This is a genomic window from Streptantibioticus rubrisoli (assembly GCF_024436055.1).
Taxonomy (GTDB): domain Bacteria; phylum Actinomycetota; class Actinomycetes; order Streptomycetales; family Streptomycetaceae; genus Streptantibioticus_A; species Streptantibioticus_A rubrisoli.
In genome coordinates this window covers 645,261-660,166 of record NZ_JANFNH010000001.1, presented here as the reverse complement: position 1 = coordinate 660,166, position 14,906 = coordinate 645,261, and the positions used below count along the sequence as shown (strand labels likewise).

At 68.4% G+C, this 14,906-nt stretch carries 15 protein-coding genes and 1 pseudogene; 10 read left to right on the top strand and 6 right to left on the bottom strand.

Features of this window, described 5'->3' with window-relative positions:
• The first annotated feature begins 30 nt into the window (after positions 1–30).
• Together NON19_RS03195 and NON19_RS03190 are read left to right on the top strand one after the other, a co-directional pair.
• Complete coding sequence (locus NON19_RS03195) at positions 31–987, top strand: hypothetical protein (RefSeq protein WP_255924985.1); 957 nt, start codon at positions 31–33, stop codon at positions 985–987.
• Between the two features lie 178 nt (positions 988–1,165).
• Entirely contained in the window at positions 1,166–2,617 is a 1,452-nt protein-coding gene (locus NON19_RS03190) for an amino acid permease (RefSeq protein ID WP_303653210.1), read from the top strand.
• Here NON19_RS03190 and NON19_RS03185 read toward each other — a convergent pair.
• On the bottom strand, positions 2,575–3,537 hold the full coding sequence (locus tag NON19_RS03185) for a helix-turn-helix domain-containing protein (RefSeq protein ID WP_255924983.1): 963 nt from the start codon (positions 3,535–3,537) through the stop codon (positions 2,575–2,577). The genes NON19_RS03190 and NON19_RS03185 overlap by 43 nt on opposite strands.
• Positions 3,538–3,734: 197 nt before the next feature.
• On the opposite strand from NON19_RS03185, the gene NON19_RS03180 reads away from it, so the two are divergent.
• Positions 3,735–4,187: a VOC family protein gene (locus NON19_RS03180; protein WP_255924982.1), complete on the top strand. Its 453-nt coding sequence runs from the start codon at positions 3,735–3,737 to the stop codon at positions 4,185–4,187.
• Between the two features lie 154 nt (positions 4,188–4,341).
• On the opposite strand, the gene NON19_RS03175 is transcribed toward NON19_RS03180, so the two are convergent.
• Positions 4,342–5,124, bottom strand: a complete 783-nt coding sequence (locus NON19_RS03175; RefSeq protein WP_255924981.1) for an Fpg/Nei family DNA glycosylase — start codon at positions 5,122–5,124, stop codon at positions 4,342–4,344.
• Between the two features lie 128 nt (positions 5,125–5,252).
• A complete protein-coding gene (gene htpG / locus NON19_RS03170; RefSeq protein ID WP_255924980.1) occupies positions 5,253–7,178 on the bottom strand; it encodes a molecular chaperone HtpG in 1,926 nt (641 codons plus the stop codon).
• 278 nt (positions 7,179–7,456) lie between these two features.
• Between htpG and NON19_RS03165 the strand changes: the two genes are divergently transcribed.
• The 4 genes and pseudogenes from NON19_RS03165 to NON19_RS03150 all read left to right on the top strand — a co-directional run bounded on the left by NON19_RS03165 (position 7,457) and on the right by NON19_RS03150 (position 10,264).
• Entirely contained in the window at positions 7,457–8,470 is a 1,014-nt protein-coding gene (locus NON19_RS03165; RefSeq protein ID WP_255924979.1) for an SMP-30/gluconolactonase/LRE family protein, read from the top strand.
• Positions 8,471–8,719: 249 nt separating this feature from the next.
• Positions 8,720–8,896 (top strand): annotated as a pseudogene (locus tag NON19_RS03160) (ArsR/SmtB family transcription factor); the annotation flags it as partial.
• 151 nt (positions 8,897–9,047) lie between these two features.
• Positions 9,048–9,455, top strand: a complete 408-nt coding sequence (locus tag NON19_RS03155) for a MerR family transcriptional regulator (RefSeq protein WP_255924978.1) — start codon at positions 9,048–9,050, stop codon at positions 9,453–9,455.
• A gap of 104 nt (positions 9,456–9,559) precedes the next feature.
• Positions 9,560–10,264, top strand: coding sequence for a class I SAM-dependent methyltransferase (locus NON19_RS03150; RefSeq protein ID WP_255924977.1), 705 nt, complete (start codon positions 9,560–9,562; stop codon positions 10,262–10,264).
• 69 nt (positions 10,265–10,333) lie between these two features.
• Here NON19_RS03150 and NON19_RS03145 read toward each other — a convergent pair whose 3' ends face one another.
• From NON19_RS03145 to NON19_RS03135, 3 genes are all read right to left on the bottom strand, one after another.
• Positions 10,334–11,032 carry an SMI1/KNR4 family protein gene (locus NON19_RS03145; RefSeq protein ID WP_255924976.1) on the bottom strand — a complete coding sequence of 233 codons (699 nt, stop codon included), beginning with the start codon at positions 11,030–11,032 and terminating at the stop codon, positions 10,334–10,336.
• A gap of 76 nt (positions 11,033–11,108) precedes the next feature.
• On the bottom strand, positions 11,109–11,846 hold the full coding sequence (locus tag NON19_RS03140) for a class I SAM-dependent methyltransferase (protein WP_255924975.1): 738 nt from the start codon (positions 11,844–11,846) through the stop codon (positions 11,109–11,111).
• A 119-nt stretch (positions 11,847–11,965) separates the two neighbouring features.
• Positions 11,966–13,315, bottom strand: coding sequence for a glutamate-cysteine ligase family protein (locus NON19_RS03135; RefSeq protein ID WP_255924974.1), 1,350 nt, complete (start codon positions 13,313–13,315; stop codon positions 11,966–11,968).
• A 289-nt stretch (positions 13,316–13,604) separates the two neighbouring features.
• Between NON19_RS03135 and NON19_RS03130 the strand changes: the two genes are divergently transcribed.
• The 3 genes from NON19_RS03130 (at position 13,605) to NON19_RS03115 (ending at position 14,898) form a co-directional block, all read left to right on the top strand.
• Positions 13,605–13,844, top strand: coding sequence for a helix-turn-helix domain-containing protein (locus NON19_RS03130; protein WP_255924973.1), 240 nt, complete (start codon positions 13,605–13,607; stop codon positions 13,842–13,844).
• A gap of 2 nt (positions 13,845–13,846) precedes the next feature.
• On the top strand, positions 13,847–14,392 hold the full coding sequence (locus tag NON19_RS33060; protein ID WP_372513976.1) for a Clp protease N-terminal domain-containing protein: 546 nt from the start codon (positions 13,847–13,849) through the stop codon (positions 14,390–14,392).
• A gap of 317 nt (positions 14,393–14,709) precedes the next feature.
• Positions 14,710–14,898 (top strand): hypothetical protein, encoded by a 189-nt coding sequence (locus tag NON19_RS03115; protein WP_255924972.1) that lies wholly within the window; start codon positions 14,710–14,712, stop codon positions 14,896–14,898.
• Positions 14,899–14,906: the final 8 nt, after the last annotated feature.

Genomic DNA, 14,906 nt, shown 5'->3' with positions numbered 1-14,906 from the left:
CGGCGAGGCCCGCCGGATGGGCGGCGGAACGTGACCGCGGGATCGTTCCCCGGACACTACGTGTGGCATCCGGCCGCCGACGACCGCGAGTTGGCGCGTGCCTGCGTGGATGTGCGGGCGGGCCGGCACTTCAGCGCGTACGAGGTGCTCACCGAAGCCCGGGCGGACTTCGCTACCCTGGCCCACCGCTCGTTGGTACTGGCGTCGGAGGCGGCCGACTCCGATCTGGCGGAACGCTGGCTGGCCGAGGAGCCGAGCCCGCAGGCCGCGCTACTGTGGGCACGGGTGGCTACGCTACGCGCGTTACGTGCGGCCGACGCCCACGACCGGCGGGCTCCCGCCCTGCTGCGCATCGCGGTCGCGGCCGGTGAACGGGCGGTTCGGATGTCACCGGAGGACCCCACCCCGTGGGTGGCACGGCTTTCGCTGACTCGCCTTCAGCGCTGGTGTGATCCCGCGCCGCGGGGGCTGCTCACCGCTGCCCCCGGTCCCTGGTCCCTGTTCGCCCGAATCCTGCGGCTCGATCCCTGGCACCGCGAAGCGCACCACCGCTTCCTGGCCTTCTTCTTCGCCCGCAACGGCGGTGCGGCCAACGCGGCCTGGGATGTCGCCGCGTTCCTGGCGCAGCGCGCCCCGGCCACCTCCGCGCTGCGTCTGCTGCCACTGGTGGCCCTGGTCGACGACCACGACCCGTCCTCTCCGCTGGCCAACAGCGTCTGGGAGCAACCCCAGTGGCGGGCAACGGCGTTGGCCGTCTACCAGCACTGGTTCCCGCACGTCGCGGATCACCGTTTCACCCCGGTGCTGGACCTGTCGTACCTGGCGCACGCGCTGTTCATGGCCAAACGTGACCGGGAGGCACGGGCCGTCTTCGCGGCCATGGGCCCGTACGCGTCCCGCATGCCCTGGAGCGCTTTCGGCGACCCCCAGGAGCAACTGACCAGAGCCAGACGCCTGTGCGGGCTGCCGGTACCAGGTGCCGCCTGATATCGGGCACGCCGCAGCCGAATTCGCCAGCCGCCCTCGCGGCGCGAATCCTTGACAACGCCTTCTGCCCCCACCAGAAAGGTCAACAGCTGTGTCCGAACCCGTGAATCCCGCTCGTTCCAGAACCCGGCGGCATGCCACACCACTCCCGCTCGACGATGACGCGACGCTGCACGCGATGGGATACCCCCGCAAACTCACCCGCCGCTTCCAGGCGTTCGACAACTTCGCGATCTCGTTCACGATCATCAACATCATCTCCGGGATCTTCTCGTCGTTCGGATTCGGGATGAAAGCGGGCGGGCCACGGATCCTGGTCTTCGGCTGGATCGGTGTTTCGGTCATGGTGCTGTTCGTCGGGGCCGCGATGGGAGAAATCGCCTCGGCCTATCCGACGAGCGGCGCCCTGTACTTCTCGGCGGGAAAGCTCGCCAAACGGCACCGCGGTGCCTGGTCCTGGTACACGGGCTGGTTGAACTTCGCCGGTCAGGTCGGCGGAACGGCCGCCACCGACTACGCCGCCGCCACCTTCATCCAGGCGTTCATCGCCCTGCAGTGGCCGTCCTACCAGGTGACACCGCAGCACACGGTCGCCATCACGGCGGCGATCCTGCTTGTGCAGGCGCTCGCCAACACCTACACGGTGCAACTGGTCGCCGTGCTGAACCGGATATCCGTGTGGTGGCTGCTGATCGGCATGGTGGTGCTCGTCACCGCCTTGGTCGTGCTGCCCGCACACCATCAACCGCCGTCGTTCGCAACGCATTTCGCCAACGACACCGGATTCACCAACGGCTTCTACGGCGCGATGCTCGGCCTGCTCGTCACGAGTTGGACCTTCACCGGGTTCGACGGCAGCTTCCATATGTCCGAGGAAACCGTGCGGGCCACCGTCAACGCCCCGAAGGGCATCATGCGGGCCATCGCCTGCTCGGCGCTCACCGGGCTCATTCTCATGCTGGCCCTGATCTACGCGATCCGCGACTACACCGCCGAGGCGGGCGCCTCCGCGCCGCCCGTCCAGGTCCTCATCGACGCGCTCGGCACCGGCACCGCGAAAGTCCTTATGCTGATCGTCATCGGCGCCATGCTGTTCTGCGGTCTGGCCAACATGACCAGCAACACCCGGCAGATCTTCGCCTTCTCCCGTGACGGGGCGATGCCCGGCTCGCGTTGGTGGCATTCGGTATCGCCGCGTACCCGCACCCCGGTCAAGGCGGTATGGCTGGCCGCCGCCTGCTCCCTGGTGCTGGTCGCTCCCGGCTGGTGGTCCGACACCGCCTTCACCGCGGTCGTCAGCATCAACGTCGTCGGCCTGTTCCTCGCCTACGGCGTGCCGATCTTCCTGCGGCTACGCCTGGACAGCTTCCAACCCGGCCCATGGAACCTGGGGCGCCACGGCAAGCTGGTCGCCGCAGTCGCGGTGACGTGGATCGTGATCAGCAATGTGCTGTTCATGCTGCCGCAGTCCGCCCCGATCAGTGCCAAGACCTTCAACTACGCGCCGATCGCGCTGGCGGTGGTGCTGCTCATCGCCACCGCATGGTGGTTCACCACGGCCCGGCGCCGCTTCCAGGGGCCGGTCAGCTACGGCAGTCCCGACGAGGTGGCCGCCATGGACCTGATCTGACCGGGCCCACGTGGCCCGACGAGGCGGGTGGGCGTGCATCCCGCGAGGATCCGGAAGTCCCGGTTGAGGTGAGCTTGGTCGGTGTACCCGCACACATGCGCCACCTGCGCGATGGACTGCTCCGGGGCCGTCAACAGCAGATGTGCCGCCCGCTGGAACCGCCAGATCCGTGCCACCGTCTTGGGCGGCAGACCCGTCTGTTCGCCGAACTTCTTCTCCAGGTGCCTGGGGCTGCAGCCGATCTCGTCCACCAACTGCCCGATGCGCAGCCTGCCGTGGGTCCGTGCGATCCGCTGCCACGCCAGCACCAGGCTCTTGTCCGGGGTACGGCCGTGGGTGCAGCCCGGGACCAACACCTCGTCGAGGACCGCGAACCGCTCGTGCCAGGTGCGGGCACCGGCGAGTCGCTCGGCGAGCCGGTCGGCCCGCCTGCCCATCAGGTCGGACAGCGCCACGTGCGTGTTGGCCAGGGCGTGCATGGCGACGCCGAACAGCGCGTAGGCGCCAGGAGGGGTGAGCGCCACCAGCAGCGTCGACCCGGAGGTGGCGCGGCGGTCCACCACGTAGAAGCTGTCGTGCAGGCCGGTGACACCAACCACCGGCAGCGCGGCCGGACCCTGCGCCGCGTTGACCCGGCCCGGGGAGGCTCCGGAGAGTGAAACGGTCAGCATGACACCGCATTCGGGCGGAACCCGCTGTGCGTACGGCGCGTCGGGTCCGGCGTTGCGAATGCCCGTGTAGCTCAGTACGTAACCGCGTAACCGGGGGTCCGGCTCACCGAAGACCAGCGCGTGTGACCGCCCCTTGACGACGTCGCGCCCACGCGGGTCGGCGAGGCTGGGCCACCACTGCTCCGGTGCAGCGGCCGTCGACAGCAAGCGGTGCGCGGTCGACGGCTGCGGCCCCTCTTCGATGAACATCTGCGTTCACTCCGATCCGGTCGAGACGGCTACGCCCATCATCTCCAAACCGCCGTCCAGTTGGCATCGCCGTTCAACGCGTACCCGCCCGGGCCGCATGCTCCTGTGGCCGCCACACCGACGGCCAGCCCGTGGACCGGGCCGACGAAACCCGCGAGCCCCTTCACCTTTGGGGTCCAGGGCCTGATCATGGGCGGATGACTGCCTTCTACCATCTGTGCTTCGCGGTCCCGGACATCGAGCGGGCGATGGCGGACTTCGAGCGCTCGGCTGGGGTCAAGTGGAACGCTCCCCTGTCCGACCGGCTCGGCGAGTGGGACTTCCGCATCGTCTTCTCGGCGGACGGCCCTGCGTTCATCGAGCTCATCGAGGGGCCCGCGGGCAGCCCCTGGGACGCCTCGCAGGGCGCCAGGTTCGATCACATCGGCTTCTGGTCCAGCGATGTCCGGCAAGGCTCCCGGCGCCTGGAGCAGCAGGGCCTTCCCCTGGACTTCTCCGGCTGCCCCTATGGCAGGCCGTTCGCCTACCACCGCATGGACAGCATCGGGGCCCGCATCGAACTCGTCGACGTCAGCCGACAGCCCGGGTTCCTCAGCCGGTGGCATCCGGACGGCACCGCGATGCCTGCCATCGAGGAGCCCGACTGCTGAGCCCCACCGCGGTTCCCAGGTCGCCGCCCGAGGAGTCGCCGCGGCTGTTGCCGCGGTTCGGAAGCGGTCTGAAGGGGCGCGGGGAACTGCGCGACCCGCCACAATGGCGCCGCGGACGACCTACGGCACATCGCCGCACTCCCAGCGGAAGCGCCTAACACCCGCCCGGCTGGCATCGCGGGCACCACACCGTCCCCCGTCCGGCGACCCGTCCCGTGCACAAGGGGCTTGCGCACCGCGGGCAGTGCGGATCCTGCTCGTACCGCCGCCCGGTGAGCCAGGAGGGCCGCCCGGGTACGTGCCCCACCCGTACCGACGCCCGGAGCACCTGCCGCATCTGCGTGTGCAACCGGCGCAGTCGCGCACCCTCAACCTCGCGGACCGGACAAGCCGGATGCACCCCGGCGCGCCACAGGATCTCGTCGGCGAGGAGGTTGCCCAGCCCGGCGATCAGCGACTGGTCCAGCAGTGCCGCCTTGATCCGGCCTCGCCGCCGGGACATCGACCGCTCGAACTCATCACGCCCCACGGCCATCGCGTCCGGCCCCTGCGTCGCGAGCACCCGCTTGGCCTCCGCTTCGTCGCCGAGCCGAATGCCCTGAAGTTTGCGCTGGTCACGGAAGCGAAGCTCACCGTCGTCCAGGACGAAGACCACACGGTCGTGGGGGTCCGGCGGATCATCGGGTGTGCCCGGGACCAGCGCGCCGGTCATCCCGAAGTGCATGAGGAGCACGGGACCGTCGGTGCGGGCGATCAGCCACTTGCCGTGGCGTTCCGGCGTGTCGAACCGCTTCCCCACCAGCTCACGCCGCAGTCCGCGCGCCGACACGCCACGCAGCACACCCGGGTCCGCCACTGTGACGTCCGCTATGCGCCGCCCCTGCCCGTGGGCGGCCAGCACCCTGCGAAACCCCTCGACGTCCGGCAACTCGGGCATACCTCTACGGTACGCACCTCGGCGGCATCAGGGCATGACGGTGATCTCCCGGGCACGACACGGAGACACGCTGTGCGACATCTTGGCCGCACAGCGTGTCGAAACTCAGTCGTGCCGCCGCTGTGCGATCACAGCGTGCGCTCCAGGCGGTCGGCCATCAGTTTGACGAAGCGTGAGCGGTCGCTCAGCTCGCCGCCCTCGGCCAACAGGGCCATGCCGTAGAGGAGTTCGGCGGTCTCCTGCAGGCCGGTGTCGCCCGCGCGCTCGGAGTGTGCCCGGTTCAGGCCGCTGACCAGCGGGTGGCTCGGGTTGAGTTCGAGGATGCGTTTGACGTGCGGAACGGCCTGGCCCATGGCGCGGTAGATGTTCTCCAGGGCCGGGGTCGCGTCGTGGGTGTCCGAGACGATGCAGGCGGGCGAGACGGTGAGGCGTGAGGAGAGCCGTACGTCCTTGACGTTCTCGCTCAACTGGTCCTTCATCCAGGTCAGTAGGCCCGCGAACTCCTGCTGGTGCTTCTCGCGCTCGGTCTCCGCCTCCTTCTTCTCGTCCTCGGTACCGAGGTCGACCTCGCCCTTGGCCACCGACCGCAGTTGCCTGCCGTCGAACTCGGGCACCGAGTCGACCCACACCTCGTCGACGGGGTCGGTCAGCAGCAGCACCTCGATGCCCTTGGCTCGGAACGCCTCCATGTGCGGTGAGTTCTCGATGGCCTGCCGGGACTCACCGGTGAGGTAGAAGATGTGTTCCTGGCCGTCCTTCATCCGCTCCACGTACTCGCGCAGCGTGGTCGGCTTGTCCGCGTCGTGGGTCGTGGCGAACGAGCAGACCTCGAGGATGGCGTCGCGGTTCTCGAAGTCGCTCAGCAGCCCCTCCTTGAGGACGCGGCCGAACTCCCGCCAGAAGGTGGCGTAGCGCTCCGGGTTCTTGGCCATCATGTCCTTGACCGTCGACAGCACCTTCTTCGCCAGACGGCGGTGCATCAACTGGATCTGGCGGTCCTGCTGGAGGATCTCACGGGACACGTTGAGCGACAGGTCCTGTGCGTCCACCACACCCTTGACGAAGCGCAGGTATGGCGGCATCAGCGCTTCACAGTCGTCCATGATGAAGACGCGCTTGACGTACAGCTGCACACCGCGCTTGTGGCCCTGGAGGAACAGGTCCTGGGAGGCATGGGCCGGGACGAACAACAGCGCCTGGTACTCGAAGGTGCCTTCCGCCTGGAGGCGGATGGTCTCCAGGGGGTCGTTCCAGTCGTGGCTGATGTGCTTGTACAGCTCGTGGTACTCGTCGTCCGTGACCTCCTCACGCGGGCGCGCCCACAACGCCTTCATCGAGTTCAGCGTCTCGGGCTCGCGCGGCGCGTCGTCGGACGCCGACTCGGAGGTGCCTTCGGCCGCGGGCTGCGCGGCCATCCTGATGGGCCAGGTGATGAAGTCCGAGTACCGCTTGACGATCTCCTTGATCTTCCACGGCGAGGTGTAGTCGTACAGCCGGTCCTCGGTGTCCACCGGCTTGAGCCGCAGTGTGACCGCGGTGCCCTGCGGGGCGTCGGCGACGGTCTCGATGGTGTACGTGCCCTCGCCGGTCGACGTCCAGCGGGTGCCTTCGGTCTCGCCGGCGCGCCGGGTCAGCAAGGTGACCTCGTCGGCCACCATGAAGCTGGAGTAGAAGCCGACGCCGAACTGCCCGATCAGCCCCTCCGCCGCGGCCGTGCTGTCGGCCTCCTTGAGCTGCTGCAGGAACTTGGCGGTACCCGAGTTGGCGATGGTCCCGATGAGCTCCACCACCTCATCGCGCGACATGCCGACGCCGTTGTCCCGCACGGTGAGCGTACGGGCGTCCTTGTCCGTCTCGATCTCGATGTGGAGGTCGGACACATCCGCGCCGAGCGAGTCGTCGCGCAGCGCTTCGACACGAAGCTTGTCCAGCGCGTCGGAGGCGTTGGAGACGAGTTCGCGCAGGAACACGTCCTTGTTCGAGTAGATCGAGTGAATCATCATCTGCAGAAGCTGGCGTGCTTCCACCTGAAACTCGAACGTCTCAGTCGACATACTCCGTGATTCCTTCTCAGGTCACCAAGTGACGGGCACTGACCACGGGCACTGTAAACCAGCTGGTCACTCCGTCAATCCCCTACCCCGGCACTATCCGGGCCACCCGGGACAACGTCACGACGGCGCTGTGGGTTCCGCGTAGCGCCAAGCCACTGCCGCGCGCCTTCGCCGCAACACAGTTGACTCTCCCTTGGGCGAAATCTACGCCGAAACACGTTACGTGCCCCGCTCCCCGCCCTACTCTGCCGCGAGGAGCACGTCCGTACGGAGGCATCATGACGTCGACCGACAAACCCGACCTACGGCCCGTGGCCTGGCGTCCGCCGGTTCGGCCGGGTCGCTCGCGTGGGCAGCGGGTGCCCGTGGCCGCCCCACGGATGATCCCGCTCGACGGGGTCGGGCCCGAGCACGTGGTCTTCGACGCTTCGGGGCAGCTGCTGACCGGCGTCGCCGACGGCAGGATCCTGCGCGTCGATCCGCACACCGGCCAGGTGGCCACCATCGCTGACACGGCAGGACGGCCCCTTGGCCTGCAACTCATGCCCGACGGTGGGCTGTTGGTGTGTGACGCGCGACGCGGACTGCTGCGCGTCGCGCTCGACACGGGGAAGTGCGAGGTGCTGCTGGAGTCGGCGGGCCACGAGCGGCTTGGCTTCTGCAGCAATGTCGCGGTCACTCGCGACGGCACGATCTACGTCAGTGATTCCAGCCGACGCTTCGGCATCGACCACTGGTTGGGCGATCTGCTCGAACACTCCGGCACCGGACGCCTCATCCGCATCACGCCTGGCGCCGCCGAGCCCGAAGTCGTCCTGGATGGACTGTACTTCGCCAACGGTGTGGCGCTCCCGGCCGACGAATCGTTCGTCCTCGTCGCGGAGACCGGGGCATACCGATTGACCCGGCTCTGGCTGTCCGGCCCGCAGGCCGGGCACCGGGACACCTTCCTGCAGGGCCTGCCAGGCTTCCCCGACAACCTCACCACCAGCCCGGACGGCCTGATCTGGATCGCCTACGCCGCACCGCGTGATCCGTTGCTGGACTGGCTGCACCGCACTCCCCCGGTACTGCGCCGTGCGCTGTGGCGGCTGCCGGAGTCGCTGCAGCCGGGTCCGCGCCGAACGGTCCGGGTCACCGCGGTCGACAGCGCGGGACGCACCGTTCACGACCTGCGCTGGCCTCGTGCCAGCTACCGGATGGCCACCAGCGCGTGCGAACACGATGGGCGGCTCTACATCGGCAGCCTCGTGGAGAGTGCCGTCACCGTCATCGACCTACCGCGGGACTGACGAACCACGCCGTCGTGACCGCATACCAACCCACTACGGCCCGGCGGCGCGGTCGGTCTCCGGCAGGAGGCGTTCGCCCAACGTGGAAAGTCCGGTCCCGATGGTCGGCCACTGGCACAACCTGTCGGCGCTCAGAGACCTTGCTGGTGGAGGCTCTCCAAGGTGGCCAACTCGTCCTCGGACAAACGCAACGCGCCAGCCGCCACGTTGGCGGCCAATGGATTCAGGCATGGGTGAATTGATCGGGGAAGCCCGGCCTCCACCACCGAACTGGCCCACCGCACAGGCCTCTCCCCCGCCGGGGTCTCCCAGAACCTGACCGCGCTGCGCACCGCGGGCCTGGTCAGCGCCCACCGCGTCGGCCGCTCGGTGCTGTACGCACGTACCTCCATCGCGGAGTCCGCCCTGGCCGCCGCCTGTCCATAGGCCGGAGGGTCAGCGGAAGTCACTCGGGACGTACGCCCTGGTCCAGTGCGAGTAGGCGGCACGGTCAGACGCAGCTCCGGGCCTTTTGGGAGGACCGACGACGGCCCCCAACTCTTGCCCGCGCAGCCTCGGTTGGGGTCAAGTTGAGTCCATGAACGATCTCACCGGGATCCGCGAAGTGGCCGACGAACACGGCTTGGCGCTGTCCACCTTGCACTACTGGGAGCGCCGTGGACTGATCACCGCCCATCGCAGGTCCGGGCAGCGCTACTACGACGCCGACCAGCGGTACCGCATCGCACTCATCCGACTGTGGCAGTCAACCGGGTTGATGAGCCTGGACGAGATCGACACCGTGCTACGCGGACGGACCAGAGCCACCGACTGGCGCGAAGCCGTCTCCCATCGCATCACGGCGATAGACAGCCAAGTGGAACAACTGCGCACCGCCCGCGGCTACCTCGACCATCTGCTGTCCTGCCCTCGTGACAACCCCGCAGCGGAATGCCCTGAACTGCGTCGGGAGATCACCGGGGCCGCCAACACCGTGAGCCGCTGACTTCTCACCTCATGAAGGCACTCCCGACGCACGGTGTTGCGCTCAACTCGGGTTGAGCCGCTGCAATGGGCGCCACGTCTCATACCCCACGACGAGGAGCGTCCATGACCGGGAACGTCAAAACCCAACACGACTGGCAGTCAGCGGAGTACGTCAAGCAGTGGATCGACTTCGCCGCTTCGGCCGGGGAGCAACGCCAACTCCGGTTGCGGCGCGCCGCATCGCTGCTACCGCTGTCGCGCTCGCACCATGTCCGCGTACTTGACCTGGGCGGCGGCTATGGTGAGTTCGCTCGCCAGGTGCTCACCGAGTTCCCGGCGGCCACCGTGTGCCTCCAGGACTACTCGGCACCCATGATCGACCGTGCCAGGGAAGTTCTCGCCGAGTTCGGGCAGCGGGTGGTGTACCGGCACTGTGATCTGCGTGATCCCTCATGGGTCAAGGAAGTGGACGGGCCGTTCGACGCGGTGGTGTCCTCGCTCGCGGCCCACAATCTGGGTGATCCGGTGACTGTCCGCAAGGTCTACGGTCAGGTGCACTCGCTGCTGCGTCCCGGCGGCTGGTTCTTCAACCTCGACCTGGTGCTGGATGTGGTGATGTCACCGCCCAACTCCCCACTCGCGGCGCTCTACGCCCGGGGACACGGCCAGCGGCGCGACGCCCACGAGGACACGCACAGCCGTGAGCGGTTCACCGAACTGACACTGGAGGGGAATCTGGGCTGGTTGCGCGAGGCGGGATTCGACGATGTCGACTGCGTGCGCAAGGAATTCGACCATGTCTTCCTCGCCGCACACCGGCGTACGTGATCGGTGCTCCCCCGAACCGCGCAGCAAGGCTCCCTGGGCCTTGACGGATTGGCCGATGGCCTTGTGAGTTCAGAGCTTGCCGGCCGGTGTCCGGCTTGAGGTGAACCCGACCCGTGGCGGAGGTTCGGTCGTCGTGTCCCAGGCGCGGCGCTCCGCGTGGTCGAGCCAGTCCAGATACCACTGCGTGAACGACACGTGCCCGGTTCGGCCCGCGCGTGGTTCGACGGGAACCACGCCTTCACCGATGGCGCGTACATCGTTCCACATGGTTCCGCGCAGCGGGCCGGTGACGGCGAGGAGCGAGTAGTATCCGCACCCTTGATGGTTGATGCAGAGGGTGCCTTCCGTGAAGGCGTCGTGCAGTTCGTCGCGGCGGACGTCCCAGGCCGCGTAGGCGGCGAAGAAGGCGTCGTCATCCGGGTAGTAGGCCCGCTGGGGCTCCTCACGTTCGAGCTCGGCCGTGAGCTCGGAGCGAAACGGCAGCGCGCAGTGATCGGTGACGGGCGGGGCATCGGGTTCCGGGGGCCTGATCGGGAACAGTCCGTAGTCAGGCCCCGCGCCGCCCGCACCCACCTCCAGGAGGAACGCGCGGTACTCCTCGGGCAGTTCGGTTCCCAACCGCCGTTCCACCGCCCGCAGTTGCTCCTCGGTGAGGGCGGGCAGCAGCTCGAAGCCGTGCCCGCCCTCCGCCCCGAACACCGCCCACCACCGTGGCGCCTCCCGCAGCGCGAGCACCCGCTCCCGCACCCCAGCCCACGTCACACCCATCACTCGCCCTCCGGGAAATCGTCCCGCCACCACGCTATGCGGCGAGCTCCAGCCGCCAGCCCACCGAGCCAACCCGTCAAGTGCCCACCCATCCGCGTCGGAACAGGGCCGCCCACAGGAAGGGTTCTCCGAAGCACTCGGATTCGGCGGGCTCGTCGTGCATCCGGCGAAGTTCGATCTCAGTCAGCTCGGCGAAGATCCAGCGCAGGGACTCCGGCGAGTAGCCGAGTCCGCCGTGCAGGCGGAACTCGCGGTAGAGGTCCGCGTCGGGCAGTTCGCACCCCATTCTCCCGGCTGCGAAACACGTGAGCGCGAGGTGGCCGCCGGGGGCGAGGGTGCGGTCGAGCAGGGCGCGGTAGCTGATGCGGCGGTGCGGCGGCAGATGGTGGAAGCAACCCGAGTCGACGATCAGGTCGTACGGTCCGGTCAGTTCGCTGGTGAGCGCGAAGGCGTCAGCGCAGTGGAAGCGGATGTCGGCACCGGCTTCGCGGGCGCGCTCCTCGGCCCAGGCGACGGCTGTGGGCGACAGGTCTACGGCGTCCACCTGGAAGCCTCGGGCGGCCAGGTGTACGGCGTTGCGACCGGGGCCGCATCCCAGGTCCAGGGCGCGGCCGGGACCGATCAACCCTCGGTCGAGGTAGGAGACCAGGCTCTCGTCCGGCTTCGCCACGAAGAACGGCACGGACTTGGAGCGGTCGGCGTAGAAGTCGTCCCACCACGTCGCGGCGCCGTCCGTCCAACGGTCGGTTTCGGGGACGAACAGGCTGTCCAGGAGCTTGAGCAAGTCATCCACCGAGCGGACGTCACGGTCCATGAGCCCCCCTCAACATGAGGAGATCCTATCGGCGAACACCGCCAAACCGACGCCAAGTTCGGTGGCGCAGACCGTATCCCACTTCCCCACCGGGAGCCCGACTCGGCTCAGGCCTCGGCTCAGACACGGAACGCCGCGACGTAGCGGCGCGGATCGCGTCCCATGTCCGTCTCCCAGCGCCGGGCGCACTGCTCGGCGAAGGTCCTTCCCGTCTGCAGCACCTCGTCGATCGGATCGAGGTACTCCAACACCTTGGGGTGCTCCAGGCCTGCGTCCACCCGTGCCCGCAGCCCCTTGCGGGCCAACCTCACCAACTCACCGGCGAGTTCGTCGATCCGGTCCCCGCCGAGCGCGGTGCGCAGCCCTTCGACCGGCAGCTTGAGCATCGCCGAGCGCTGTTCCTCCACGCTGTAGTGCCCCAGCAGTTCCCATGCCGCCTCGCAGGACGGCGGGTGGTAGCTGAGCCCCACCCACAGCGCGGGGACAGCGGGAATGTACTGGTGGTGCGGCCCGTCCGCAGCGCGCAGTTCCAGGGTGCGACGGGGCCTGACATGCGTCCAGGTCTGCGTCAGATGGGAGACCCAGTCCGCGAAGGTCGGCATCGAGCCGTCCTCGTAACCCCGCTCCAGGATCACGGCGAACGGCCGGTCGGGAGCGGGCCGGTACCGCCCGTCAGGCCCCAAGCGGTAGATCATGCGGAGCCCCAGCGCCCAGTCGATGACATCATCGGCGCTCACCTCGCCCCGCAGCGCTGGCCCGAGCAGACCGCAGCGCCGCGGGTCCGTTCGCAGCCAGTCATGGGACCTGTGTGACAGCAGCCCGGTCAACCGGCCGTTTTGCAAGGGCGAGTTGACGAACAGCGCGGCGACCACCGGCGAGGCGGCTGCCTGCATCCGCAGCTTTCGTGTGAAGTCCTCGTCGGACAGGAAGTCCAGATGCACCTGCGTACACAACGACATCGACAGGACCTTCGGCGCGTCACGGCCCGCGTCGCCGATACCGGCGAAGAAGTCACGCATGACCCTGGCACGACTCATCGGCACCCACGGGATGGTCTCGATCCGGTCGAACGGCAAGTACGCACCGGGCACCAGCGCCCAGCCGAAGTGCTCGGCGATCTCGGAGAGCCGCTCAAGAGCGGCCCGCGTCTCGTCCACCACCGTGGCCAGATCGGCGGCCGGAGCGGACGAGTACTCCACCTGGCCGCCGGGTTCGAGCCCGATCAGCACACCGTCCGCCAGCTTGACGCCGATCAGCTCTCCGGCGTCGTGCTGGGCCTGCCCTCCCCACTCGGCGAGCAGCGTCTCCAGAACGGCCTTGACGCCCTTGTCTCCCGCGTAGGGGGCGGCCAGCCCGGTCTCGGGGTCGACGATGCCGCTCTCGATCTCCAGCCCGATCCTCTCCGAGGGGACGGCCGCCGGGGCGAACAGCGATCTGAGCTCGTCGCGCCGTAGCCGGGTGGTGTTCACAGGCGGGCCTCCTTGCCTCCCCTTAACCTCCGCTTACCTCCTCGCCGACGGCTGCGCCCACCCATACACCGCGTCCCGCCCGATGGATCGTCGGACCTGGGCACCTCACGCCGTCTCGTCGCCAGCCTGGATCAGCACGCCACCGCGAGCAACCAAGCCACGCCGGTGCGGGAGCTTGCGGACATGTGACGGGGGGCGGCGTCCATGCGCCTTTGCTGGTTTCCGTCGTCCCGCCCCAGCCTCTGTCAGGAAACCTTGACACGGGCATCTGTCAGGCTAACCTGACAGCATGGATGAGGACACACCGGCCTCGCTGGCCGGAAAAGTCACCAACAAGGACCCCGCCGTGGGGTTGCAGGCCGTGGTGGCGCTGCGCCGCCTGCTGGAGGAACTGGAACGTCTACACGTCGACAACGCCCGTGACCAGGGCTGGACGTGGCAGAGCATCGCGACGGCACTGCAGGTCAGTCGACAGACGGTGCACGAGAAGCACGCGGGCAGGCGCAAGGCCATGGGCAAGGAGGACTGAGGGTGTTCGAGTATTTCACCGACCGCGCCAAGCGGGCCGTGGTCGCGTCGCAGGACGAGGCGCTTGCCTTCCGCCATGACTTCATCGGCACGGAGCACTTGCTGCTCGGACTGGCGGCCAGCGGCGACAGTACGGCCCAGGAGGTACTGACTGACCACGGTGTCGACGTGTCACGAGCACGCGACGAGACCGTACGGTTGTGGGACGAAGCAGGCATCGTCGGAACCGGCGGCCAGGCCGCGAAGGACGCGCTGTCCTCGATCGGCATCGACGTCGAGGCGATCCGGCGGCGGGCCGACAGCACCTTCGGGCCCGGTGCCTTCCAGTACCCGCGGCCCGCCTACACACCGCGCGCCAAGAAGGCCCTCGAACTCTGCGTTCGCGAGGCCCGAGCGCTCGGGCAGGAGAACATCGGCACCGAGCACATGCTTCTTGGCCTCCTCGCGGAGGGGGAAGGCGTCGCCATCAAGGTGCTGGGCGCACTGGAAGTCGAGCCCGCGGCGCTGCGCGAGGCGGTACTGGCCCGTGTGGCGCCGCAGGCTTCGTAGGCTGGTGCTGTACAACTCGCCGTTCGCCCCGTGCTGTTGAGTCATCCGTTGGCGTGGGGGCGGTGGCGGGTGCTCGCTGCCGCCCGTGCGTCAGGGCCGCCAGACCACGGGTGTCGGCGCAGTCCTCGCGCCCGAGTCCCATCTGTATCACTAGGCACGCAGGCCTCGCCTGTCACGCTTACGACGTTCGTCATTGGCTGGAATTCCGGCCCGCTCACAGGGGCCCGACAGGAGATGCGTGGGGTTCGGGCGCGTGCCACGCTGGTCCCGGGTGGGGACGCCTTCCATACGTCACCTCACCGAGGAGTGAGACCGGCATGGCCAACAGGGATCGCGACCCGTACAGCAGCGATACGGACTTCATAGAAGACATGACCGAAGAGACGCTGGCGGCCCAAGAGCAGGAGCGGCAGCAGCGGCAGCACCAGCAGGAGCATCAGCGCGCCCGGCTGGCGGACGAAGACGCAACATACTTCGACCAGGATGACCTGGAGGATCTTCAGTAAGCGGGGAC

Excerpts from the sequence above, each read along its gene's own strand:
- NON19_RS03190 (WP_303653210.1), top strand. The coding sequence starts at position 1,166 with ATGGGATACCCCCGCAAACTCACCCGCCGCTTCCAGGCGTTCGACAAC.
- NON19_RS03185 (WP_255924983.1), bottom strand. The coding sequence starts at position 3,537 with ATGTTCATCGAAGAGGGGCCGCAGCCGTCGACCGCGCACCGCTTGCTG.
- NON19_RS03180 (WP_255924982.1), top strand. The coding sequence starts at position 3,735 with ATGACTGCCTTCTACCATCTGTGCTTCGCGGTCCCGGACATCGAGCGG.
- NON19_RS03175 (WP_255924981.1), bottom strand. The coding sequence starts at position 5,124 with ATGCCCGAGTTGCCGGACGTCGAGGGGTTTCGCAGGGTGCTGGCCGCC.
- htpG (WP_255924980.1), bottom strand. The coding sequence starts at position 7,178 with ATGTCGACTGAGACGTTCGAGTTTCAGGTGGAAGCACGCCAGCTTCTG.
- NON19_RS03165 (WP_255924979.1), top strand. The coding sequence starts at position 7,457 with ATGACGTCGACCGACAAACCCGACCTACGGCCCGTGGCCTGGCGTCCG.
- NON19_RS03155 (WP_255924978.1), top strand. The coding sequence starts at position 9,048 with ATGAACGATCTCACCGGGATCCGCGAAGTGGCCGACGAACACGGCTTG.
- NON19_RS03150 (WP_255924977.1), top strand. The coding sequence starts at position 9,560 with ATGACCGGGAACGTCAAAACCCAACACGACTGGCAGTCAGCGGAGTAC.
- NON19_RS03145 (WP_255924976.1), bottom strand. The coding sequence starts at position 11,032 with ATGGGTGTGACGTGGGCTGGGGTGCGGGAGCGGGTGCTCGCGCTGCGG.
- NON19_RS03140 (WP_255924975.1), bottom strand. The coding sequence starts at position 11,846 with ATGGACCGTGACGTCCGCTCGGTGGATGACTTGCTCAAGCTCCTGGAC.
- NON19_RS03130 (WP_255924973.1), top strand. The coding sequence starts at position 13,605 with ATGGATGAGGACACACCGGCCTCGCTGGCCGGAAAAGTCACCAACAAG.
- NON19_RS03115 (WP_255924972.1), top strand. The coding sequence starts at position 14,710 with ATGGCCAACAGGGATCGCGACCCGTACAGCAGCGATACGGACTTCATA.